At 64.3% G+C, this 21,309-nt stretch carries 17 protein-coding genes; 7 read left to right on the top strand and 10 right to left on the bottom strand.

The window, feature by feature from the left end:
* Positions 1 to 259 precede the first annotated feature (259 nt).
* Both FO013_RS15650 and gndA read right to left on the bottom strand, forming a co-directional pair.
* On the bottom strand, positions 260 to 1,402 hold the full coding sequence (locus FO013_RS15650; RefSeq protein WP_143923485.1) for a pyridoxal-phosphate-dependent aminotransferase family protein: 1,143 nt from the start codon (positions 1,400 to 1,402) through the stop codon (positions 260 to 262).
* Positions 1,403 to 1,501: 99 nt separating this feature from the next.
* Complete coding sequence (gene gndA / locus FO013_RS15655) at positions 1,502 to 3,043, bottom strand: NADP-dependent phosphogluconate dehydrogenase (RefSeq protein ID WP_143923486.1); 1,542 nt, start codon at positions 3,041 to 3,043, stop codon at positions 1,502 to 1,504.
* Between the two features lie 143 nt (positions 3,044 to 3,186).
* On the opposite strand from gndA, the gene FO013_RS15660 reads away from it, so the two are divergent.
* Positions 3,187 to 3,717, top strand: coding sequence for a gluconokinase (locus tag FO013_RS15660; protein ID WP_260848186.1), 531 nt, complete (start codon positions 3,187 to 3,189; stop codon positions 3,715 to 3,717).
* A 72-nt stretch (positions 3,718 to 3,789) separates the two neighbouring features.
* Positions 3,790 to 5,193, top strand: a complete 1,404-nt coding sequence (locus FO013_RS15665; RefSeq protein WP_186293155.1) for a GntP family permease — start codon at positions 3,790 to 3,792, stop codon at positions 5,191 to 5,193.
* 93 nt (positions 5,194 to 5,286) lie between these two features.
* Here FO013_RS15665 and FO013_RS15670 read toward each other — a convergent pair whose 3' ends face one another.
* From FO013_RS15670 to rsmA, 3 genes are read right to left on the bottom strand one after another with little or no spacing between them, the layout of a single operon-like run.
* The gene (locus tag FO013_RS15670) at positions 5,287 to 6,063 is read right to left on the bottom strand and encodes a FadR/GntR family transcriptional regulator (RefSeq protein WP_260848187.1); all 777 of its coding nucleotides are present in this window, start codon (positions 6,061 to 6,063) and stop codon (positions 5,287 to 5,289) included.
* Entirely contained in the window at positions 6,063 to 7,010 is a 948-nt protein-coding gene (locus FO013_RS15675) for a 4-(cytidine 5'-diphospho)-2-C-methyl-D-erythritol kinase (protein WP_143923488.1), read from the bottom strand. Before FO013_RS15675 ends, FO013_RS15670 begins: the two co-directional genes overlap by 1 nt.
* Positions 7,007 to 7,909 (bottom strand): 16S rRNA (adenine(1518)-N(6)/adenine(1519)-N(6))-dimethyltransferase RsmA, encoded by a 903-nt coding sequence (rsmA, locus tag FO013_RS15680; protein ID WP_143923489.1) that lies wholly within the window; start codon positions 7,907 to 7,909, stop codon positions 7,007 to 7,009. The genes FO013_RS15675 and rsmA overlap by 4 nt, the downstream gene beginning before the upstream one ends.
* Before the next feature lie 120 nt (positions 7,910 to 8,029).
* Between rsmA and FO013_RS15685 the strand changes: the two genes are divergently transcribed.
* From FO013_RS15685 to FO013_RS15695, 3 genes are all read left to right on the top strand, one after another.
* The gene (locus tag FO013_RS15685; protein WP_143923490.1) at positions 8,030 to 9,289 is read left to right on the top strand and encodes a class I SAM-dependent methyltransferase; all 1,260 of its coding nucleotides are present in this window, start codon (positions 8,030 to 8,032) and stop codon (positions 9,287 to 9,289) included.
* Positions 9,290 to 9,362: 73 nt separating this feature from the next.
* Positions 9,363 to 10,199 (top strand): sulfurtransferase, encoded by an 837-nt coding sequence (locus tag FO013_RS15690; protein WP_143923491.1) that lies wholly within the window; start codon positions 9,363 to 9,365, stop codon positions 10,197 to 10,199.
* A 697-nt stretch (positions 10,200 to 10,896) separates the two neighbouring features.
* Positions 10,897 to 11,775: a C40 family peptidase gene (locus FO013_RS15695; protein ID WP_143923492.1), complete on the top strand. Its 879-nt coding sequence runs from the start codon at positions 10,897 to 10,899 to the stop codon at positions 11,773 to 11,775.
* Between the two features lie 98 nt (positions 11,776 to 11,873).
* Here FO013_RS15695 and FO013_RS15700 read toward each other — a convergent pair whose 3' ends face one another.
* The 5 genes from FO013_RS15700 to FO013_RS15720 form a co-directional block, all read right to left on the bottom strand.
* Complete coding sequence (locus tag FO013_RS15700) at positions 11,874 to 13,526, bottom strand: glycoside hydrolase family 3 N-terminal domain-containing protein (RefSeq protein WP_143923493.1); 1,653 nt, start codon at positions 13,524 to 13,526, stop codon at positions 11,874 to 11,876.
* Positions 13,527 to 13,609: 83 nt separating this feature from the next.
* Positions 13,610 to 15,160, bottom strand: a complete 1,551-nt coding sequence (locus FO013_RS15705; protein WP_143923494.1) for a mannitol dehydrogenase family protein — start codon at positions 15,158 to 15,160, stop codon at positions 13,610 to 13,612.
* Entirely contained in the window at positions 15,160 to 16,062 is a 903-nt protein-coding gene (locus FO013_RS15710; RefSeq protein ID WP_186293156.1) for a carbohydrate ABC transporter permease, read from the bottom strand. The genes FO013_RS15705 and FO013_RS15710 overlap by 1 nt, the downstream gene beginning before the upstream one ends.
* Complete coding sequence (locus FO013_RS15715; RefSeq protein ID WP_395949848.1) at positions 16,059 to 16,904, bottom strand: carbohydrate ABC transporter permease; 846 nt, start codon at positions 16,902 to 16,904, stop codon at positions 16,059 to 16,061. Before FO013_RS15715 ends, FO013_RS15710 begins: the two co-directional genes overlap by 4 nt.
* Positions 16,905 to 17,086: 182 nt before the next feature.
* Entirely contained in the window at positions 17,087 to 18,445 is a 1,359-nt protein-coding gene (locus FO013_RS15720; RefSeq protein WP_143923495.1) for an ABC transporter substrate-binding protein, read from the bottom strand.
* A gap of 189 nt (positions 18,446 to 18,634) precedes the next feature.
* Here FO013_RS15720 and FO013_RS15725 point away from each other — a divergent pair, with 189 nt between their 5' ends.
* Positions 18,635 to 19,669, top strand: a complete 1,035-nt coding sequence (locus FO013_RS15725) for a sugar-binding transcriptional regulator (RefSeq protein WP_186293157.1) — start codon at positions 18,635 to 18,637, stop codon at positions 19,667 to 19,669.
* Positions 19,669 to 21,303 carry a xylulokinase gene (locus FO013_RS15730; RefSeq protein WP_143923497.1) on the top strand — a complete coding sequence of 545 codons (1,635 nt, stop codon included), beginning with the start codon at positions 19,669 to 19,671 and terminating at the stop codon, positions 21,301 to 21,303. Before FO013_RS15725 ends, FO013_RS15730 begins: the two co-directional genes overlap by 1 nt.
* Positions 21,304 to 21,309: the final 6 nt, after the last annotated feature.

Consider the following 21,309-nt stretch of genomic DNA (forward strand, 5'->3'; position numbering starts at 1 on the left):
ATTTGTGAGACCTGTGTGTTTGTGGGCCCGGTGCAATTGCGGGAGCCGTGTATCTACGGGACTTGCAGTTGCCAGAGATACCAACTTAGAGACACCGACTGATCCGCGATCGATTCAGTCCCGCTGCACGCCTGAAGCGATTCGCCCCCTCAATACGCACCAGGAGCGCCAAAACGCCCCGGTGCAACGAGGTGGTTCAGCGCTCCTGGTGTGGGGCACCTGCGATGCGGCACCGGCCCTGAAGCTTCAGCGTTAGGCGTCAGCCCTGCGACGTCACGCCGATCGAGTCGAGTGCGGCTTCGAGGCGGGAGATCGAGCCGTCGATGTCGCCGAGCTTGTCGAGGCCGAACAGGCCGATCCGGAACGTCGAGAAGTCTTCGGGCTCGTCGCAATGCAGGGGCACGCCGGCAGCGATCTGAACGCCAGCTTCCTTGAACTGAGCGCCGGTGGCCAGCTGCGGGTTGTCCGTGTGGACGACGACCACGCTGGGCGAAGCGAATTCCGGTGCCGCAACCGAAGGCAGTCCGCGATCGGCGAAGACCTTGCGGACCCGGTCGCCGAGCTCGAACTGTGCGGCGGCGAGCTTGTCGAAGCCGCGTTCCTTCGTCTCGAGCATGATGGCGGCATTGTGCGCGAGCGAGTCAGTGGGCATTGTCGCGTGGTACGGCGCCCGGCCTGCTTCGTATTCGTCGGCGATGAACAGCCACTTCTTCAGGTCCATGGCGAAGCTCGTCGAGGTGGACTCAACGACGGCGGCGCGGCCGGCTTCGCTGAGCATGACGTAGCCGGCGCAGGGCGAACCGCTCCAGCCCTTCTGCGGCGCACTGATGAGAACGTCGACGCCCAGCTTCTCCTGTGAGGCCCAGACTGCACCCGAGGCGATGCAGTCGAGGACGAAGACACCACCCACGCTGTGGACCGCGTCACTGACCTGGCGCACGTAGTCGTCCGGCAGAAGCGTGCCGGAGGCGGTTTCGATGTGAGGAGCGAACACGACTGCCGGGCGCTCGCGCTCGATGGCGGCGACCACCTCGGCGATGGGGGCAGGAGCCCAGGCCGACTGGTGCTCGTCGCTGAGAGGGGACGCTTTGAGCACGGTCGTCTCGCTGGCGATGGATCCGGCGTCGAGGATCTGCGACCAGCGGAAGGAGAACAGGCCGTTGCGGACCACAAGGCACTTCTTGCCCGTCGCGATCTGCCTGGCCACTGACTCCATGGCATAGCTGCCACCACCGGGGACGATGGCGACGCTGTGCGCGTCGTAGGCTTCGCGCAGGATGCGGTTGATGTCCTGCATGACGGACACGAACCGACCCGACATGTGGTTGAGTGATCGGTCGGTGAAGACCACCGAGTATTCGAGCAGGCCGTCTGGATCGATATCTTCATGTGGCAGAGTCATGTCACCAACATTGCCACGTTCGACGATTTTGGGCCACTGCCGCTCAGTTGCAGAGACGGCGCCGCGGAAGAGACGTTCCAGCGGCAGAGACCTCGGTGATCACAGCTGCACTTCGCTGCGATCACCCGACCACAGGGTGTGGAAGGTTCCCGGTCGATCTGTGCGCCCGTAGGTGTGGGATCCGAAGAAGTCCCGCTGGCCCTGCACCAGCGCCGCCGAGGCCCTGGAGGTGCGGATGCCGTCGAAATAGGACAGCGCCGAGGCCAGGGCCGGAATCGGCACGCCAGAGGAGGCGGCATCGGCGACCGTATCCCGCAGAGCCTGCTGCCCGGAGTTGAGCGAATCCCGGAAATACGGAGCGGCAAGCAGTGAGCTCAGATTCGGTTCGGCGTCGAAGGCTTCCGTGATCCGGTCGAGGAATCTGGCCCGGATGATGCAACCAGCCCTCCAGATCCTGGCAACCTCACCGAGTTCCGTGTTCCAGCCGTGTTCCTGCGCTCCCGCGGCGATCTCGTGGAAGCCCTGAACGTAGGCGAGGATCTTTCCCGTGAACAGTGCTTGCCGCACGGTCTCGATGACCGTGTCACGGTCGACCACCGCCGAGGTGGGGGCATCGTCGAGCGCCGAATCGCGGGCTTCTTCGAACTCCGAGGTGACCGTCGAAGGACCATCCAACGCCGTCCCGGAGGAACGCAGTACGGAGGCCGCGGACAGGGACCTGGCCGAGACCGCCTCGGCGATGGTGGCGACAGGCACACCAAGGTCGAGTCCGGTCTTCACCGTCCAGCCGCCGGTTCCCTTGGCTCCGGCAGAATCGGCGATGATGTCGACGAACGGCTCGCCTGTGGCTGCATCTGTGTGGTCGAGTACCTCAGCGGTGATTTCGATGAGATAGGACTCGAGATCTCCTCGGTTCCATTCTCTGAAGACCTCCGCGATCTCAGGAGGGGTGAGGCCGAGCCTGCCCCTCAACAGGGCGAAGGCCTCGGCAATGAGCTGCATGTCCGCGTACTCGATCCCATTGTGGATCATCTTGACGAAGTGGCCGGCCCCATCGGTGCCCACATGAGCGATGCACGATTCCGGGTCCGCCTGTGCGCTTCGCCCGTCGCCGGGTTCGGCACGAGCCGAGGTGGATTCGGCACGAGCCGCGATGGGTTCGAGAATGGGCCGCAGTCTCGACCACGCAAATTCGGTGCCGCCGACCATCATCGATGGCCCCTCAAGCGCACCGACCTCTCCCCCCGAGATGCCGACCCCGACGAACTCGATGCCGGTCTTGGCCGCGGTCTCACCGCGGGCGATCGTGTCCGTAAACAGCGAGTTTCCGCCGTCGACGATGACGTCTCCGGGTTCGAACACCTGCAGCAGGTCGCTGATCGCCGAGTCCGTGGCCGGGCCGGCGTTGACCATGAGAATCGCCACGCGCGGACCCGACAGCTTGCTGGCCAGATCCGCCGGCGATGAGGCGACGAGGAAGTCCGCTTCGTGATGCTCGGCCGCCAGTGCTCGAGCTCGGTCGACGTCGCGGTCGTAGATGGCGACTCGCGCTCCGGTCCGGCCGGTCAGATTCCGTGCGAGGTTTCGTGCGAGGTTCGAGCCCATCACTCCAGTACCGATCACGCCCACTTCCGCGGTCATACCCAATCCTCTTCCTCGTGGCTGATAGTCATGGCTGACAGTTACGGCGAATTGTCGCAGCTGACGGGTTCTCGCAGCGGTTGACAGTTGCACCCGTCTCATTTAGATTTCTATAAATCTGATTTAATGAGTGCAGTTTAGCAATGTCATCATATTTTTACGAGAGGCCAACTGAGATGGATCTTCCCCCGCTTGTCATCATGGGGGTGTCCGGCACGGGGAAGACACTGATCGGCCGCCGCTTGGCTGCGGAGCTCGGAGCCGCGTTCGTCGACGCCGACGATCTCCACAGCCAAGACAACAAGTCCAAGATGCGTGCTGGAGTCCCCCTCGACGATGAGGACCGGTGGCCGTGGCTGAAGTCCGTGGCCAGTGAACTGACCTCGACTCCACCTCCCATCGTCGCCTGTTCCGCGTTGCGACGCAGCTATCGGGACTACCTGAGGGCACAGGCGCCAGCAACCTTCTTCGTCCATCTCACCGGGAACCGCGAGATCATCGTCGAGCATCTCGCGCGGCGTTCACACGAATTCATGTCACCGACCCTTGTCGACTCCCAGCTGGAGACGCTGGAACCGCTCACTGTCGAGGAAGCACATTTCCTTGCGCCCATCGATCTGTCTCCCGCCGAGGTGAGTCGATACATCATCGAGCGTCTGCCCCACACCACCTGACCACTGCCCCACACCACCTGACCACTGTCCATCACCACCTAACCACCGACGAACCTCAAGGAAGAGGAAATTGTGACCGAGATCGAACTCAACTGGACGCTGTCGGCACCGGCCCTGCTCGGCATCGCCGCAGCAGCCATCGCGGTGCTGCTCATCCTCATCATCCGCTTCAGGCTGCACGCCTTCATCGCGCTCGTCGTGGTCAGTGTGGTCACCGCCCTGGCCGCGGGAATCGCTCCCGGCGATCTGGTCCCCGTCATGTACGACGGCTTCGGGTCCACCCTTGCCAGCGTCGCACTCCTCGTGGGACTCGGGGCCATGCTCGGGAGGATGCTTGAACTCTCGGGTGGAGCTCAGGTGCTCACGGATGCGCTCATCAAGGCTTTCGGAGAGAAGCGCGCGCCCCTGGCCTTGGGCCTGACCTCACTGCTGTTCGGCTTCCCGATCTTCTTCGATGCCGGTCTCGTCGTCATGCTGCCGATCATCTTCACGGTGGCCAAACGCCTCGGCGGATCTCTGCTTCTCTACGCCATGCCATCGGCGATCGCGTTCTCGGCCATGCACATCTTCGTCCCTCCACATCCCGGGCCCGTGGCCGCATCCGGACTTCTGGGCGCGAACGTCGGACTCGTCCTCATCTGCGGCCTGATCATCGCCGTGCCGGCCTGGTATCTGTGCGGGTATCTGTTCGGGCTCTTCATCGGCAAGCGAATCGAGGTCTCGGTTCCCTCGCTCCTGGCCCACGATCCGGCCGAAGAGTTCGCCGACTTCAGGTCCTCACCCAAACTCTCAACGGTTCTCGTCCTGCTTGCCCTTCCGCTTGTGCTCATCTTCCTCAACACCGGCCTCGACTTCGCCGGTGAGGCCGGCTGGGTCGACGCCGAGTCCACTCTGGTCACTTCGCTGCGGATGCTCGGTGAGACCCCGATCGCCCTGCTCATCACGGTATTGGCGGCCATGTGGCTGCTGGGGTGGCGGAAGAAGAAGGGCAGAAGCATGGTCGAGAACATCGTCGACTCGGCTCTGGGCCCAGTCTGCTCGATCATCCTCATCACCGGAGCCGGCGGCATGTTCGGCGGTGTGCTGCGAACCAGCGGGATCGGTGATTCCATCGCCGATTCCCTGGCGACCCTGGGTCTGCCGGTCATCGTGGCCGGATTCGTCATCGCCGCGATCGTGCGCATCGCGCAAGGTTCAGCCACGGTCGCGCTCACAACTGCGGCGGCACTCATGCAGCCGGTCGTCGTCGGCAATCCGGACTTCTCGAGCCTGCAGGTCGTGGCCATCGTGCTGTCCTTGGCCGCTGGCTCCGTGGTCGCCAGCCACGTCAACGATTCGGGATTCTGGCTGGTCTCCCGGTTCTTCGGCATGGACACGAAGACCACTCTGAAGACCTGGACCGTGGCTCAGACCATCCTCGGTCTGGTCGGCTTCGCCCTCAGCCTCGCCCTCTACGGTGTCGTCAGCGCGTTCTGACCAGCCTGTCTGAGGGTCGTCGGTCCAGCCTGTCCGGCGGGTCGTCGGTCCAGCCTGCCTGAGGGTCGTCGGTCCAGCCTGCCCGGAGGGTCGTCAGTCCGCTCTGAGGCGCGGCTGGCCCGCCCAGGCATCTTCCATCTCGGCGAAGGCTCGATCCATTATCTTCGTCATCGCAGCATGAGCTCGATCGGGGTCCCCGTTGCCGATGGCATCGGCGACGTCGAAGTGCCATTGCAGCGCCCCTGGATGGGGAAACTTCGGCATCAGCCCGGCGTGCGTTCGACCGCGCAGGATCTCGGCGACGACCGAGTCAAAGGAAGCGAAGAGTTCGTTGCCGCCGGCTCTCAGGACTGCCCGATGATAGGCGATATCGACCTCCAGCACCGCCTCAACATCGCCCTTGCGTCCGCTGGTGCGCATTCTGGCGGCCAATCCCATGATCTCCTCGGCCGCATCGGCTGAGGCATGGACGGCGGCCAAGTGTGCTGCCTGAGGTTCGATGGCGACTCTCAGCTCGGTCAGGGAACGCAGTTGGAGTGCCGGGGTTGCGGCCATTCTCCACCGCACCACCAGAGGGTCGAGTATGGTCCATTCCCGCATGGACAGAATCACCAGCCCCAAGCGACGGATCGGCTTGACCATCCCCAGGGACTCCAGAACACGCACCACTTCGCGCACCACCGAGAGCGAGACTTCGTACCTCACACGCAGCTCCTCGGCCCGGACGACCGTTCCCGCTTCCAGGTCACCGGTGACGATGTCAGTGCCGATCGAATTGAGAAGACTTTCGTGGAGGTTGCCGCCCGATGTCCGACTGCTCGTTCGTTCGTCAGCTGCAGAGTCCGGACCAGGATCCTTCGCTTCGGCCATCAGTGCTCGATGATGTGGGCGCCGGGGGCAGGTCCCGTGGTCCGCAGCGCTTCCTTGACTCCGCGCGTGGCCTGGAGCAGGACAGCGAGGTCAAGAGCGTGATGGGCGTCGCGGGCGAGGAAGCCGATCGTGGGGCCCGAGCCGCTGAGCAGGGGGAGGAGGGCACCGGCTGCACGTCCGGCCTCCATCACCTCGGCGAGTTCGGGCATGGCCGATATCGCGGCATCGGTGAGGTCGTTGGCGGCCGCGCTGGCAAGGGTGTCCGGGTCGCCGGCGGCGAGCGCCGTGAGCACCTCGGCGGGCACGACAGCTGGTTCGGGGTTCGGGGTGAGTTCGTCGAATCGTGAGTACATCGCCGGTGTCGACAGCTGCCTCGCCGAGGTGGCCATGACCCAGTGGAATGATCCGCGGGTGAGGACGGGGGTGAGTTTCTCCCCGCGTCCGTGGCCGATGGCCGTTCCTCCGTGGAGGAGGAAGGCGACGTCGGCCCCGACTCCGACCGCGCAGTCGTGGAGGATCGACTCATCGACTCCCCCGACGAGGTGGGCGGCACCGCACAGTGCTGCGGCCGCATCGGCCGATCCCCCGCCCATGCCGCCGGCGACGGGGACCTGTTTGTCGATGACGATGTCGAGCTCACGCAGGACGTCGACGTCGCGTTCGTCTTCGAGGGCTGCGATGAGGAGGTTGATGGCCTTGCGGGCGAAGTTCGACTCGTCCTGGGGTACCTCGGCGTCTCCGTAGCGACCGCCGACGACGATCGAGGAGCTCCCGCCGGGGACGAGGGTCACGGTCTCGTTGAGGTTGAGGGCCTGGAACACCGTCGCGAGTTCGTGGTATCCGTCATCGCCGGCCCCACCGACGCCGAGGTGGACGTTGATCTTGCCCGGCGCCTGCACCTTCACCGGCGTCAGGGTCTTCGGGCACGAGTGCAGCTGTGCGCTCATGATCGTGCGCTTCCCGTCGTGGAAGTGTCACCCTGTGCGGCGGCGAGTCGCTCGAAGTCTGCGACGCCGAGGGCTTCGCCGCGCGTCTTGGGGTCGATGTCTGCAGCACGCAGCAGCTCTTCTGCTCGCTGTGCGCTGCCGGCCCACGTCGCCAGGGCAGCGCGCAGGGTCTTACGACGTTGGGCGAAAGCCGCGTCGACGACGCCGAACAGGCGACGCCGCTGCTCCGGATCACGGTGGGTGCGGGTGACATCGATGTGGACGAGTCCGGAGTCGATGTTCGGGGCCGGCCAGAACACGTTCTTGCCGATGCGTCCGGCCAGAGTGACGTCGCCGTACCACTGGGCCTTGACACTGGGCACACCGTAGGTGCGTGATCCGGGGCCGGCAGCGAGTCGTTCTGCGACTTCGAGCTGGACCATGACGAGCACGGACTCCAGGCTCGGAAAGATCTCGAGGAAGTGCAGCAGCACCGGGACCGCAACGTTATAGGGCAGGTTCGCGACCAGCGCGTCGGGGGCCGTGGGCAATTCGGTGACTCTGAGCGCATCAGCATTGACGAGTTCGAAGTTCGCGGCTTCGTCGGCAGCGGCTGTGCTCTGCCCGTGCTCCTCTGCTCTCTTTCCGTACTTCTCAACTGTCGCAGGCAGGCGGGCGGCCAGGACCTCGTCGATCTCAACGGCGGTGACATGGTGCCCGGCTTCCAGCAGACCCAGCGTCAGCGATCCCAGGCCGGGACCGATCTCGACGACGCTGCTGTGGTCCTGAAGCTTCGCGGACGTCACGATCGAGCGCACGGTATTGGGATCGATGACGAAGTTCTGCCCCTTCTGCTTAGTCGGGCGCAGACCGATGTCGGCGGCGATTTCGCGAATGTCGCGTGCGGTCAATAACGTCACAGCCAACAACTTACAGCACTCATTCCCAGGCACAATCACCGAGCACTCCTGACGCCATTTCCTTATGCTCCTGCAACATCGCAGTCAGACGGCCGACGCCAGGACGATAGGGTGAACGGTATGGATCCGCAGACACTCACCGAACTCCTCGACGTCTCCGTCCTCGACCGGCTCGACCGGATCGAGGACCTGCCTGCCGATGAGCTCGCCCGATCATCGGCGCTGCGCAAGGAAGGCTATTCCGCCGAGGTAACCGCAGGCCTGCTCACACAGGCCCAGCTGCGCAGGGACGCCGTGAAGAAGCTCGGCCCGTTCGCCGAGGACATGCTGTTCACTCGTGACGGTCTGGCCCAAGCCACACGACTGCCGGTGGCCGCCCATCACGCCCGCCGCCTCCTCGGCGAGGGCAAGGACACCGGTGGCGACGAGGGTACCGAGGGCAGTGCTGACGCGGCAGATTCCACACCCACGATCGCAGATCTGGGCTGTGGGATCGGCGCCGACTCCTTCGCCTTCGCTGGGATGGGCGCCCAGGTCACCGCCGTCGACGCAGACGAGGTCACGGCCGCCATCGCCAGCTTCAACCTCCGCCACCTGGCAAATGCCAGCGTCGAGCACGCCCGCGCCGAAGACATCGACACCTCCGCCTTCGACGCCCTGTGGTTCGACCCGGCCCGCCGCACAGTCGGGAAGGGGACCAAGAGCGGCTCCACCGCACGCATCTTCGATCCCGAAGACTTCTCCCCTTCCCTGTCCTGGGTCATCGACAAGGCGCTCGCGGCGAAGGCCGCAGGTGTCAAACTCGGGCCGGCACTCGACCACAGCCTCGTTCCCGATGAGGCCGAGGCACAATGGGTCTCCCACCTCAGCGAAGTCGTCGAGGTCTGCCTCTATTTCGGTGAGGCCAGGCAGCGTCCCGGGCGCAGCGCCCTCGTCATGGGCGAGCGCACACTCCTCGTCCACGAAGATGATCTTCCCGCCGACGATGAGGACGGCGTCGGCGAGCTCGGTCAGTACCTCCTCGAACCCGACGGCGCGATCGTGCGCGCCGGACTCGTCACCGCCCTGTGCGGACCCTTGCAGGCTCGCCGCGTCCACCCGAAGATCGCCTATCTGACCACGGACGTCGAACCGACCGGACCTGCCTCGGCCGGGGTCACCATCTATGAGGTCACCGATGTGCTGCCGGCGAAGATCCCGAGCCTGCGCAAGGCCCTCATCAGCCGCGGCATCGGCTCGGTCGTGATCAAGAAGCGCGGAGCTGATATTGTTCCTGACCAGGTCAGGCGTCAACTCAAGTTGCCGGCCGGAGACAAGGCCACACTGGTCTTCACCCGCCTGGGCGATCGTCATGTCGTCCTCCTGACTCAACCCTGCTGAACCGTCCCAACCCTGTTGAACCGTCCCAACCCTGTTGAAATCCCTTCGCCCCACCTCACTAGGAGAATCCCCCATGAACCGCTCCGACGTTCTCATCACCGCCGACGAGCTCCTCGCTCGCCTCTCCGACGACGGATCCACGCCGAGGCTGCTCGACGTCCGCTGGACACTGCAGAAGCCTGATGGCCGCGAAGACTTCACCGCCGGGCACATTCCCGGAGCCATCTACGTCGACTTGGACACCGAACTCGCCGCGCACTCCGAGACTGACCCCACAGCCGGACGACACCCGCTGCCGTCTGCCGAGGCATTCCAGGTCCAGGTCCGGGCCTGGGGCATCGACCAGCTCACCGACGTCGTCGTCTATGACGACAATTCGGGCCAGGGTGCCGCGCGCGCCTGGTGGCTGCTGAAGTGGGCGGGAATGAAGGCACGTGTCCTCGACGGCGGCCTGAGGGCTTTCGTTGCCGCCGGAGGCGAATTGGCCACCGGAGCCGGTGACCCCGTACAGCCGAGCACCGTGACGATCTCCCCCGATTCGATGCCCGTCATCGACGCCGACGCGGCAGCAGCATGGACAGGGGTCCTCCTCGATGCTCGCGCCGGCGAACGTTTCCGCGGAGAGACCGAGCCGCTCGACTCACAGGCCGGCCACATTCCCGGTGCCACGAGCGCGCCCGCCAGCGACAACACCGCAGATGGACGGTTCCTCGACGAGGAGTCTCTGCGGTCGCGCTTCTCGGCCCTCGACGCTCTCGACCAGCCCGTCGGCGTCTACTGCGGTTCAGGCGTCAGCGCCTGCCACAACGCCTTGGCGCTGGCGACCCTCGGTGTTGAGACGAGCCTCTACCCAGCCAGCTGGTCGGGATGGTCATCCGACCCTGCCCGCCCGGTCGCAACTGGAGCCTGAGGACCCACCGGGCCCACCCGCTTCACGTGCCTCACCTACCTCACGTGCTTCACACGCCGAGCGCCTAGCGTTTAGCACGTGCCGACTCCACCAGCGAACGCCGGCTCCAACACCAACGGGCCGGCTCCAACACCAACGGTTGGTAAGTTCATTTCGATCTCCGCAACAATTTCGAAGTGAACTTACCAACCGTTCGACATTCGAAGCGCGACACGGTCAGCGCGACACAGCACGGCCTAGTCACCGCAGCGCACCAACCAGACACAGTCACCACAGTCAGCCGCCAGCATGGCCGTAACGAGCGGACTCCGCCGATATCGTCGAGTTCGAGTCGGCATTCTTCGTCGCAGAAATGTCATTTTCGGGCTGTTACATAGGCCGATTTGTTACATACAGGCAGGGAAGATGACGAGAGATAGGTCATATCACCACCCGACAGCACCAGGCAAACGGGCAACTGTTACAGAAACTTCAGCGCGGAATAAGCTTTTGACCTGCACTGTTACACACGTCCGCGAAGACTTCTCGCCCAATGTAACGAAAACGTGACATTAGGTCACTGATTGGTTACAGTTGTGAAGGTCGGTCTCGAGAGTGCCGACTTCACAGCGAGAACCGCACGCCACGCTCGATGTGAAATCACTAAGGACCGAAAGTGGCGGTTGGGATTCTTTCCAATAGGTGACGAGAGGAAAACGTGGCAAATAAGCAGCATGGCCGCCGAGCCGCAGAAGCCAAGGTCAAGACTCCCTTGACCGAACTGACCGATATCCTGAACGCCAACTCCGCCGTCTTCGGACGCCGTGCAGCCGTTGTCGCTGCCAGCGGTGGCCTGCTCACCGCAGCAGTCCTTCCGGCAGCAGGACAGGGGGCCGACGACAAGGCCGCAGTCTCTGCGGAGTCAGAAGCTCAGACGCAGGTCGAGTTCAAGAACCAGTCGGCGACCGTCGCTGCGGACGAAGGCTCGTCTTCTCAGAGCAAGGACAAGAAGCACAGCGCCTCCATCGGTGTCGATGTCGAGAACATCACTGCTGAGGCCGCTCCCAAGCCGAAGCCGAAGCCGAAGCCAGAACCCGTCGAGACCACCGAAGCCGAACCAGCCGACGAAGCCGCTCCGGCTCCGGAACCCGCAGAGGACAACTCGGACGACTCCGCCAACACCGGTTCTTCGGACTCCGGCGATGAGGACAAGGGCGAGAGCAAGGACTCCGGTTCCGATGCAGGCTCAATGGACGGCTCGAAGGCGGAGCAGGTCATGAGCTGGGCAGAGAAGGGAACCGGCACGCCTTACGTCTACGGCGGAACCTCCCAGAGCGGTTGGGACTGCTCCGGTTACACCAAGTGGGTCTACGGTAAGGTCGGTGTCGATCTGCCTCGCAACTCGGGGGCACAGAAGGCCGCTGGCCAGGTCGTCTCCCAGTCGGAGGCCAAGCCTGGTGACCTCATCTGGCACCCAGGTCACATCGGCATCTACGCCGGTGACGGACAGATGTATGATGCCGGCTCACCAGGGTCTGGCACCTCGAAGCGCAGCTACAGCTGGATGGGTGACGTCACCTTCATTCGCGTTCTCTGATTCAGTTACACGAAGAAACCCCTCGTCCGCCTTGATGGTCCCAGCCGGACGAGGGGTTTTTCGTGCCCTGCCGCGATGCTGTGGTCTCGGGCGCTGCCTCAGCTGCAGTCTGGAGCCTTGTCGCTTCCGTCGTAGTCGACGGGCAGCTTGCCCGAGGCTCTGAGATCGCCCTTGAGCCATTTCGCCACGGCCTTCAGCGCATTGGGATTGCTGTCATAGGCCGTCACAGCCGACTGTGCCGAGGTATTGCGCATCGTCCACGGTGCAGCGGTGCCGACCGCCACCTCGGCGGAGGCGTCCGGGCTCAGGCTCACGCTCGTCCCACCGGAGTCGACTGTGAGGCCCGCGTCCTTGGCCGCCTTGGTCAATTCGCTCTTCTCCTTCTCGCTGCCGCCGACGATGGAGATCGAGTCGGTGCCCTCGAATGCGCACTCCCCCTTGAGGACCGTCAGTGATTTCTCAGCCACATCGGTGAGGACCTTCTGCGGATCCTCGGAACCGGCTGGCCCGGAGTCGCTCCCCGATCCGGAGTCGCCCCCACCGGAATCGTCGGTCATCGCCTTCTGAGTCTCGGCAGTCGCCAGCTGCATCGCCACCACGCGCTGTGCCTTCTTCTGCAGATCGGACTTCTTCAGCTCCCCGTCCTTCATGGCCTTGGCCACCGCCTTCTGTGCGGCGGCAGAATCCGGTGGCATCAGTGCGAGATCCGCGCCGGCGGACAGCGCCTTGACGGTCTCTTTGCCGCTCTGGCTCTGGTCCACGGCCTTCATATTGAGGGCGTCGGTGATGATGACTCCGTCGAAGTCAAGCATGTCTCGCAGTGACTGATAGGCCTTCTCATTCAGCGTCGCCGGCGTCGTCTTCGCATCCGGCAGGCCGATGTGTCCCATCATCACCATCGGGATACCGGCCTTCACGGCGGACTTGAACGGCAGCAGGTCCGTGTCCTCGAGTTCCTTGATGCTCTTCTTCGACACCGGCAGGCTCTCGTGCGAGTCGACGTGAAGTCGACCGTGGCCGGGGAAGTGCTTCGCGGAACTGGCGACACCGCCGAGGTGGTATCCAGTCGCGGCTTGCGCGACCACCTCGGCGGCTGCCTTGTGATCGTCACCGGCCGAACGCACGTTGATGGCTACGTCCTTCTCACCGGTTGTGACATCGGCGTCGGGGGCGAAATCGATGGTGAAGCCCAGGTCGGTGAGGTTCTGGCCCTGCACCTTGGTCGCGGTCTGAGTCAGTTCGGGATCCTGGGTGGCTGAGAGCGCCATCAGCGGCGGGAACGGCAGCGCGCCGGTTCCCAGCCGCGAGACCGGACCGCCCTCCTGATCGACGCCGATCGACACGGGCTGTCCCTTCGAACGCGACGCGTTGACTGCTTCGGTGACACTCTTGACCTGGTCAGGAGTCGGATTCTCGGGCAGATTGTCGGCCATGACGATGACCCCGCCGAGGTTGTTGTTCTTCAGCAGATTGACCCCGGTCTGGGTGTCAGTGCCCGACCAGGTGCCGATGATGAGGGACCCTGCCAGCTCATCGTCGGAGAACGATTCGACGATCTCCTTCGCCTCGTCGGCGAAGTCATCGGAGTCGATGTCTGCGGGTTCGGCGGCCTTTTCAGGTTCGGCCTTCTGTGCCGATTGCGGGGCTCCGGCTTCCCCGGTCTTCTCCGATTGCGGGCCGGGCGTTCCGCCGGAGCAACCGATCAGGGCGAGCACGGCGGTTGCGGCGATGATGCCAAGTCTGGGGCGCATAGCACCATGCTAATCGTCGAAGATGAACCAACGGTCGAACGCGGGCCAGGCGTGCCACCGCTGCTTCGGACGCCGGCGCTGCCTCAGAGCCTCTCTCCGGCGGCGAGTCGTCGGACGGTCTCCTTAGCACCTCGTTCGTGCAGGGAATGCAGAGCCGCCAGGTAGTGCTCGGTGAAGCGGGACTCGTCAGCCAAAGCACCGAAGAACTGCTCCTGCCGGACGAAGGCGAGGATGTCCTCGGCCTGTGACGACGCGACCTGCTGCAGCTCATCGGCAAAGCGATCGACGATGGTGAACGCCGCCCCCTGCTCATCGCTGCCTTCGGCGTAGCGAGCCCACGATGCGCAGATCGCGGCCGAGACTTCGACCGGTGCACCTGAGGCAAGATTGTCACCGATGACGGGTACCAGCCATTTGGGAATGCGGTCGGAGGACTCGGCACCGAGGCGAGCCAAGGTGTCGCGTATCTCGGGATTGCTGAAGCGTTCGATGAGAGAGTCCTTGTACCCGTCGAGGTCGATGCCCGGCAGCGGTTCAAGGCTCGGAGTGCCCTCCTCATCCATGTATCTGCGCAGGTAGACCGCGATATCCGGGTTCTCCATCGCCTCGTGGGCATAGGTGTAGCCGGCGAGGAGACCGAAGTAGGCCAGCCCCTGATGCCCGGAGTTGAGCAGACGCAGCTTCATATGCTCGTAGGGTCTGACATCGTCGACGACCTGGACACCGGCCATTTCGTACGGGGGCCTGCCGGAGGTGAACCTCTCCTCGAGCACCCACTGGAAGAAGGGTTCGGCGACCACAGGCCAGGCGTCCTCGATCCCGACTTCATCACGCAGATCGGCCCGGTCGTCATCGGTGGTGGCCGGGGTGATGCGATCGACCATCGCGTTCGGGAAGGCCACATGGACGTCGATCCAGTCGGCGAGCTCGGGGTCGACGAGCCGGGCGAAGGCACCGAACATCTTCTTCGCCACATGGCCGTTCTCCGAGATGTTGTCACACGACTGCACGGTGAATGGGGGCACACCAGCATCCCGGCGGCGGCGCAGAGCCTCGATCACATATCCGAAGACCGTGCCCGGCAGCGCCCCCGCGGCCAATGCGGCCACATCGGCGACGATCATCGGCTCCTCGGAGATGAACTCCCCGGTCACCGGGTTGACGTTGTACCCGCCCTCGGTGACGGTGAGCGAGACGATGCGGATCCTCGGGTCGCCGAGGAGGTCGATGAGTCCCTGCGGATCGTCGGGCCCGTAGCGGTAGTCGATGATCGATCCGATCACACGTCGTTCGCGGGTGCCGTCTGGGTGTTTGAGTGTCAGCGAGTAGAGGTGATCCTGTCCGGCCAGTGCGTCTCGCATGCGCACATCGTGAGGCAGGACGCCGGCACCCACGATTCCCCAGTCCGCGGCTCGCCCCGCGCTCATGAGGTCATCGACGACCATGGCCATATGGGCCCGATGGAAGCCGCCGACGCCGAAGTGCACGATGCCCGGAGTCACTGCGCTCCGGTCGTAGTCGGGGACCGTGACTCCGCGGGCCGCAATCCGGTCAAGGTTCGATCCGTGCAGAGGCAGCACGTCCGCGGCTAAGCGGGCACGGTCAGCGTGTGCAGAATCCGGGGACTTCGACATCACTTCACTGCACCCATCGACAGGCCCTGGACGAGTTTGTCCTGGGCGGCGATGCCGGCGACGAGCACGGGCACCGAAATGATCAGCGAGGCCGCGCACACCTGGGACAGGAACAGTCCCTGCGAGGTGACGAAGCTGGTGAGGAACACGGGCGCCGTCGATGCCGCCGTCGAGGTCAGGACATTGGCGAAGAGCAGTTCGTTCCACGAGAAGATGAAGCAGATGAGGGCCGTGGCTGCCAGGCCCGGAGCGGTCAGGGGCAGCAGAATCTGCATGAAGACACGGGGGAGCCGGGCACCGTCGAGCTCAGCGGCCTCGAGCACCTCAATCGGCACCTCGGCGAGGAATGACCGCATCATCCACACTGCGATGGGCATGTTCATTGCCGAGTAGATGATGATGAGCAGGAGCCAGGTGTCGAGGATGCCGAATGCCTGCGCGACCAGATAGACGGGCAGCAGTCCCGCGACCATCGGCAGCATCTTGGTCGAGAGCAGGAAGAAGAGCACGTCCGACCAGCGTTGGATCCGACGAATGGCCAGCGAGTACGCGGCCATAGTCGACAGAACCAAGACGATGAGGGTGGACACGATTGCCGCGACCGCCGAATTGATGAGAGCAGGCCAGGGGCTGACGCCGCTGCCGCCGCCGAAGAAGTTGGAATAGGACTCCAGCGTCAGCGGCGCGAAGAAGCTGGGCGGGTTCGTCGAGGCATCGGTCTCGGCATGCAGGCTGGTCAGCAGCATCCACAGCAGCGGGGACACGAAGAGGAGGCCGACCAACCAGGCCAAGAGACCGAGCAGGACCTTGCCGATTCGGCGCTGACCCGGGCGTCGCTGCGCACTCGCCTTCTTCCGGGAACGATTGGCTCCTGGCGAGGCCGTGATGTCTGGGGTGCTCATGAGTTCTCCTCCTTGAGCAGAGTGGACGCGGTTCGCAGCGCGAAGGTCGCGATGACAAGTGAGGCGATGACGACGATGACGCCGACGGCGGAGGCGACTCCATAGTCTTGGGCCACGAAGAATTCCTGGTAGATGACATAGGGCAGATTCGCGGTTCCGAGTCCGCCCGAGGTCATCGTGAAGACGGTGTCGAAGTTCTGCACGATGTAGATGGTGCCGAGCAGCGCCGCGAGTTCGATATAGCGTCGCAGGTGCGGCAATGTGATGAATCGGAAGGTCTGACCCGGTCCGGCGCCGTCGACCAGTGCCGCCTCGTAGACATCCATGGGGCGCGACTGCAGACCCGCCAGCATGATGAGCATCATGAACGGGGTCCACTGCCAGACGAGGACGATGCCGATTCCCAACAGCGGATAGGTGCTCATCAGATCCGGCTGCGGGGCGTTCTCACCGAAGACACTGGTCAGCAGTCCGTTGACCAATCCGTAGGACGGGTTGAAGATCGCATGCTTGAACAGCAGCGCCGCTGCCACGGGCACGATCAGGAACGGGGTGATCATCAGCGTGCGCACGAATCCGCGGCCGATGAACTTCCGGTCAAGGAGAAGCGCGATGGCCAGACCCAGCACCGCCGAGACCAGCACGACCGAGACGGTGAGCCCGATGGTGACGAACATCGCGCGCAGCAGATCCGCATTCGTGAAGACGGTGATGTAGTTCTGCAGGGTGCCGAAGCTGATGTCATCGGGATAGGCGGCGTTCCACTTCATGAACGAGATGACGATCGTGATCGCGAAGGGAATCTGCGTGACGAGGATGACGAAGATCAGCGCCGGCAGCATGGGGACTCGCCGCGACCACCGCTCTCGAGTGCTCGAGGATGCGGGTCTGGGCGATGTGGGCGCGGGCGCCGCCTGAATGCGGCGATCTTGCGCAGGAGCTGACATGGACAACCTCCGGTGATGAGTGGCAGTGGGACCGGGTGCCTGGGCGGAGACGCGAACGTCTCCGCCCAGTGCGTCTTCTACTTCTTGTACTTGTCTCCGACCTTCTCTGCTTGCTTCTGCCCCTTCTCAAGCGCCTTGTCCACCGTGGTGCGTCCGGCTATCGCCGAACTGACGTCCTCGGAGATGCCCGTGGCCAGGTCGGCGAATTCGGGAATGGTCACGAACTGCACTCCGAGAGTCGGGCGCGGCTGCACACCGGGGTTCTTCGGATCTGCCGAGTTGATGGCGTCCTCGGTCTGCTTGTAGAACGGCTCCGCGGCCTTCTGGTAGTCCGGGTTCTCATAGGTCGAGGTGCGTTTGCCCGCGGGCACATGCTGCCAGCCCAGTTCTTCGGCGACGGTCTCTTCATAGTCCTGTGACGAGGCCCACGCCACGAACTGCTTGGCGGCATCCTGGTTCTTGCCTTCCTTCTGGATTCCCCAGGCCCACGTGTAGAGCCACGAACTCGACTTCGTCTCCTTCACTGGGGCTGCGACATAGCCGATCTTTCCCTTGACTGGTGAGTCATCGGCTTCGAGGGTTCCCGTTGCCGCCGTCGAGTCGTACCACATCGCGACATTGCCCTGCTGGAGGTTGGTCAGGCACTCGGTGTAACCGGCCTGCGGTGCTCCCGATTCGCCGTGGTCCTTGATGAGATCGACGTAGAAGTTCGTCGCCTCCTTGAACTCCTTGGAATCGACCTGTGCCTCCCAATTCTCATCGAACCAGGTTCCGCCGAAGGTATTGACCACGGAGGTCAGGGGCGCGAACATCTCTCCCCATCCGGGAAGGCCGCGCAGGCAGATGCCCTTGGTGCCCTTCTCGGCACCGTCGACCTTGGCTGCCAGATCGGCGACCTCCTCCCAGGTGGGATTCTCCGGCATCGTCGCCCCCGCCTTCTCGAAGATGTCCTTCCGGTACATCAGGAAGGATCCCTCTCCGTAGAACGGCTCTCCGTAGATCTTGTCCTCATAGGTCATCGATTCGGCCATCGGGGCGAGGATGTCGTCCTGATTGAATCCCTCGGCATCGACGACGCCTTCATCCATCGAGGTCAGCCACCCGTTCTTGGCGTAGGTCGGCACTTCGTAGTTCGACATCGAGGCCACGTCGTAGTTGCCGGCCTGCGCAGAGAACTCCTGCCCGATCTTGGCGCGGACTTCGTTCTCCGGCAGCACCGTGTAGTTGACCTTGATACCGGTGTCACTGGTGAAATGCTCCGCGGTGAGCTTCTGCAGGTCCTGCATCTGCGGATTGTTGACCATGAGAACGTTGACTTCTTCGTTGCCCCCGCCGCTCGAACTTCCCCCGGCGCCACCACATCCTGCGAGTGTGAGTGCTCCGACCACTCCGATGGCCGCCGCTGTGACAGCCCGGCCCGTGACCTTCTGCTTCATCGTAATTGCCTTCCCTCGTCATTGCGGGATTGCTGCCCGCCATCGGGTGTGCTTGACGAAATACATATGAGCATCCGTGCTCACATGTGCAATACTGTGTCATAATCTGAACAGATGTGCAATAGATCACATATGAGCGGCATATTGGTCGCTGTGAGTGTGATCTCCGTGAGTTGGGAAGGGAGAGCCGTGAGCACAACACCCACCGCCAGACACCGTCGGTTCCTGGCTCAGCTGGCCAAAGAGCACTATCTCCAGGGCAGCTCGAAGGTGGAGCTGGCTAAGGCGCACGGACTCAGCCGGTTCCAGATAGCCCGACTGCTGCAAGAGGCCGTTGACTGCGGAGTCGTCACGATCTCAATCGAAGCCGATGCCGCCCACGAAGACGGCAGGGCCGAACGGCTCGCGACGACGCTTGGGCTGAGGTCAGCCATCATCGTCGAGTTCGAACACGAGACCCACGCCGCACAGCGAATGGGGCGTGCCGCGCTTTCCTACGTCGATCGTCATGCCCGCCCGGGGATGCGCATCGGACTCGCCTGGTCACGCACACTCGACGCAGCCGCAGAATTCGCCCCCGCACTCCCCCGCTGCACAATCGTCCAGCTCGCCGGTGCGCTTCAACTCGGTTCGCATCGGCCCAGCGCCGGGATCTTCGCCCGGTTGGGACAGGATGCCGCCGTGACCATGGTTCGACTGCCGGCTCCACTCCTGGTCACCGAGGCCGACACCGCTGCCGATCTCAGTGCCCTGCCTGAGATCTCCAGTGCCCTCGCTGCCGCTGACGATCTCGATCTCGCGGTCATCTCGGTCGCCGCATGGGCGCAGGAACAGTCCTCGGTCTGGGAGAAATGCAGCCCAGAGCAGCGAGCGGCAGGGCTGGCCGACGGTGCGGTGGCCGAAGCCTCCGGGCGCCTCTTCGACGCTGCCGGGGCCGAGGTCGACACGATCGACGATCGAGTCATCGCCGTCACCCTCGACCAGCTGCGCAACGCAGCGACAACCGTCGGTGTGGCTCGCGGAGCACAGCGCGCCGAGGCTGTCCGTGCCGCCTGCGCCGCCGGAATCCTCGATGTCGCCATCGTCGACGAGGCGCTGGCCCGAGAGATCCTCGACGGTCCGACGCCCGGGGCACAGGCCGCCCCGCAGGCCGTTTCGAAGAACACCGTGCAGACCGCCTCGAAGGCACAGATGCAGGCTGCAGCGCGGACCGAGGAGCCGTGATGGCTGCCGACCTCGAACCGCGCGAACTGGTCGCCGGCGTTGATTCCTCGACGCAGAGCTGCAAGGTCGTCATCGTCGATCCCGCCACAGGTGAGATCCTGCGCAGCGGATCGGCCCCGCACCCGGTCGGGACGGAGGTCGATCCCGAAGCCTGGTGGTCGGCCCTGCAGGAGGCGATCTCTGACGCAGGTGGGTTCGCTGATGTCGCCGCCGTCAGCATCAGCGGACAGCAGCACGGCCTCATCACTCTCGACAGTCACGGGGAGGTCATCCGCGACGCTCTGCTGTGGAACGATCTGCGCAGCGACGCGGCAGCGCGGGCACTCATCGCCGAGATCGGGGCAGACGAGTTCGTCGACCGGGCCGGCATCGTTCCTGTCGCGTCCTTCACCGGGGCCAAGCTGCGGTGGCTGCGCGATCATGAACCCGACAATGCCTCCCGCGTGGCAGCCGTGGCTCTGCCTCATGACTGGCTGACCTGGCGGCTGTTGGGCTACGGGTCAAACGGCTCGTCCGCCCCACGGGGCTCTGACCTCGAGGCGCTCGTCACCGATGCCTCCGATGCCAGCGGAACCGCGTACTTCTCCGCGGTCACCGGCCAATATGACCTTGAACTCTTCAACACAGCATTCGGTGCCTCAGCACGGGAGGCTGCCGGCCCCGATGCTCCCTGGGACCCCGACAGCGCACCCCACACCGCTCCCGTCGTCCTGCCTCGTGTCCTCGGGCCCCACGAGAGCGCCGGTCACACACCCGAAGGCATCCTCGTCGGCCCCGGTGCCGGGGACAATGCGGCGGCTGCGCTCGGACTCGGAGCCGGCCCGGGCGACGTCGTCATCTCGATCGGCACCTCGGGGACGGTCTTCAGTCCGACTCGTCTGAAGATCAACGATCCTTCGGGGATGGTCGCCGGATTCGCCTCGGCCGACGGTGGGCGCCTTCCGCTCGTCGCCACGCTCAACGCCGCCCGCGTCCTCGATTCCGCGGCAGTGCTGCTGCGCGCCAGTCATACCGACGTGGCTGCGCTGGCACTGGCCTCGACACCTGGGGCTAACGGTCTCACCCTCGTCCCCTATTTCGAGGGTGAGCGTACCCCCAATCTTCCGGATGCGACAGCCCGTCTGGAGGGGATGACCTTGGCGAATTCGTCCCCGGAGAACGTCGCTCGGGCATTCGTCGAGGGCATGCTGTGCGGACTGGCCGACGGACTCGAGGCGGTGCTGCGACAGGGTCTGAGCGTCGAACGGCTGCTCCTCATCGGCGGGGCAGCCCGCAACCCAGCAGTGCGAGAGGTGGCCAGAGACATCTTCACCGTCCCCATCGACGTCCCCGAACAGGCCGAGTACGTGGCCATCGGGGCCGCCCGTCAAGCGGCCTGGACACTGACCGGAACCTCGCCGAGGTGGCAGGTCGAGCTCGTCGCGACTCTGCACCCGAGACCATCACGTGTACGCGAGCAGTACCGCTCTTACGCCCACACCAGCGTCACTGCCGATGCCGGCGAAGCTGCCGATGCCGGCGTCAACGGCGACACTGCTGGCACCACAATCACCGGCGGCACCACGCCCGCCGCCGAGAACTCAGACAATGATCACCGCGGATCGTCGGGTGCCCACGCACCCGTGGAAGGTTGAGATTCA

The sequence above is a fragment of the Brevibacterium aurantiacum genome (assembly GCF_007558825.1).
Lineage (GTDB): Bacteria > Actinomycetota > Actinomycetes > Actinomycetales > Brevibacteriaceae > Brevibacterium > Brevibacterium aurantiacum_A.

Bases quoted from the DNA above. Each gene is read 5' to 3' on its own strand.
- FO013_RS15670 (WP_260848187.1), bottom strand. From the start codon at position 6,063: ATGGCCGAAGCGAAGGATCCTGGTCCGGACTCTGCAGCTGACGAACGA.
- FO013_RS15715 (WP_395949848.1), bottom strand. From the start codon at position 16,904: ATGCTGCCGGCGCTGATCTTCGTCATCCTCGTCACGCAGATTCCCTTC.
- FO013_RS15650 (WP_143923485.1), bottom strand. From the start codon at position 1,402: ATGACTCTGCCACATGAAGATATCGATCCAGACGGCCTGCTCGAATAC.
- FO013_RS15690 (WP_143923491.1), top strand. From the start codon at position 9,363: ATGAACCGCTCCGACGTTCTCATCACCGCCGACGAGCTCCTCGCTCGC.
- FO013_RS15685 (WP_143923490.1), top strand. From the start codon at position 8,030: ATGGATCCGCAGACACTCACCGAACTCCTCGACGTCTCCGTCCTCGAC.
- FO013_RS15700 (WP_143923493.1), bottom strand. From the start codon at position 13,526: ATGCGCCCCAGACTTGGCATCATCGCCGCAACCGCCGTGCTCGCCCTG.
- FO013_RS15705 (WP_143923494.1), bottom strand. From the start codon at position 15,160: ATGTCGAAGTCCCCGGATTCTGCACACGCTGACCGTGCCCGCTTAGCC.
- FO013_RS15720 (WP_143923495.1), bottom strand. From the start codon at position 18,445: ATGAAGCAGAAGGTCACGGGCCGGGCTGTCACAGCGGCGGCCATCGGA.
- FO013_RS15660 (WP_260848186.1), top strand. From the start codon at position 3,187: ATGTCATCATATTTTTACGAGAGGCCAACTGAGATGGATCTTCCCCCG.
- FO013_RS15730 (WP_143923497.1), top strand. From the start codon at position 19,669: ATGGCTGCCGACCTCGAACCGCGCGAACTGGTCGCCGGCGTTGATTCC.
- gndA (WP_143923486.1), bottom strand. From the start codon at position 3,043: ATGACCGCGGAAGTGGGCGTGATCGGTACTGGAGTGATGGGCTCGAAC.
- FO013_RS15710 (WP_186293156.1), bottom strand. From the start codon at position 16,062: ATGAGCACCCCAGACATCACGGCCTCGCCAGGAGCCAATCGTTCCCGG.
- FO013_RS15675 (WP_143923488.1), bottom strand. From the start codon at position 7,010: ATGAGCGCACAGCTGCACTCGTGCCCGAAGACCCTGACGCCGGTGAAG.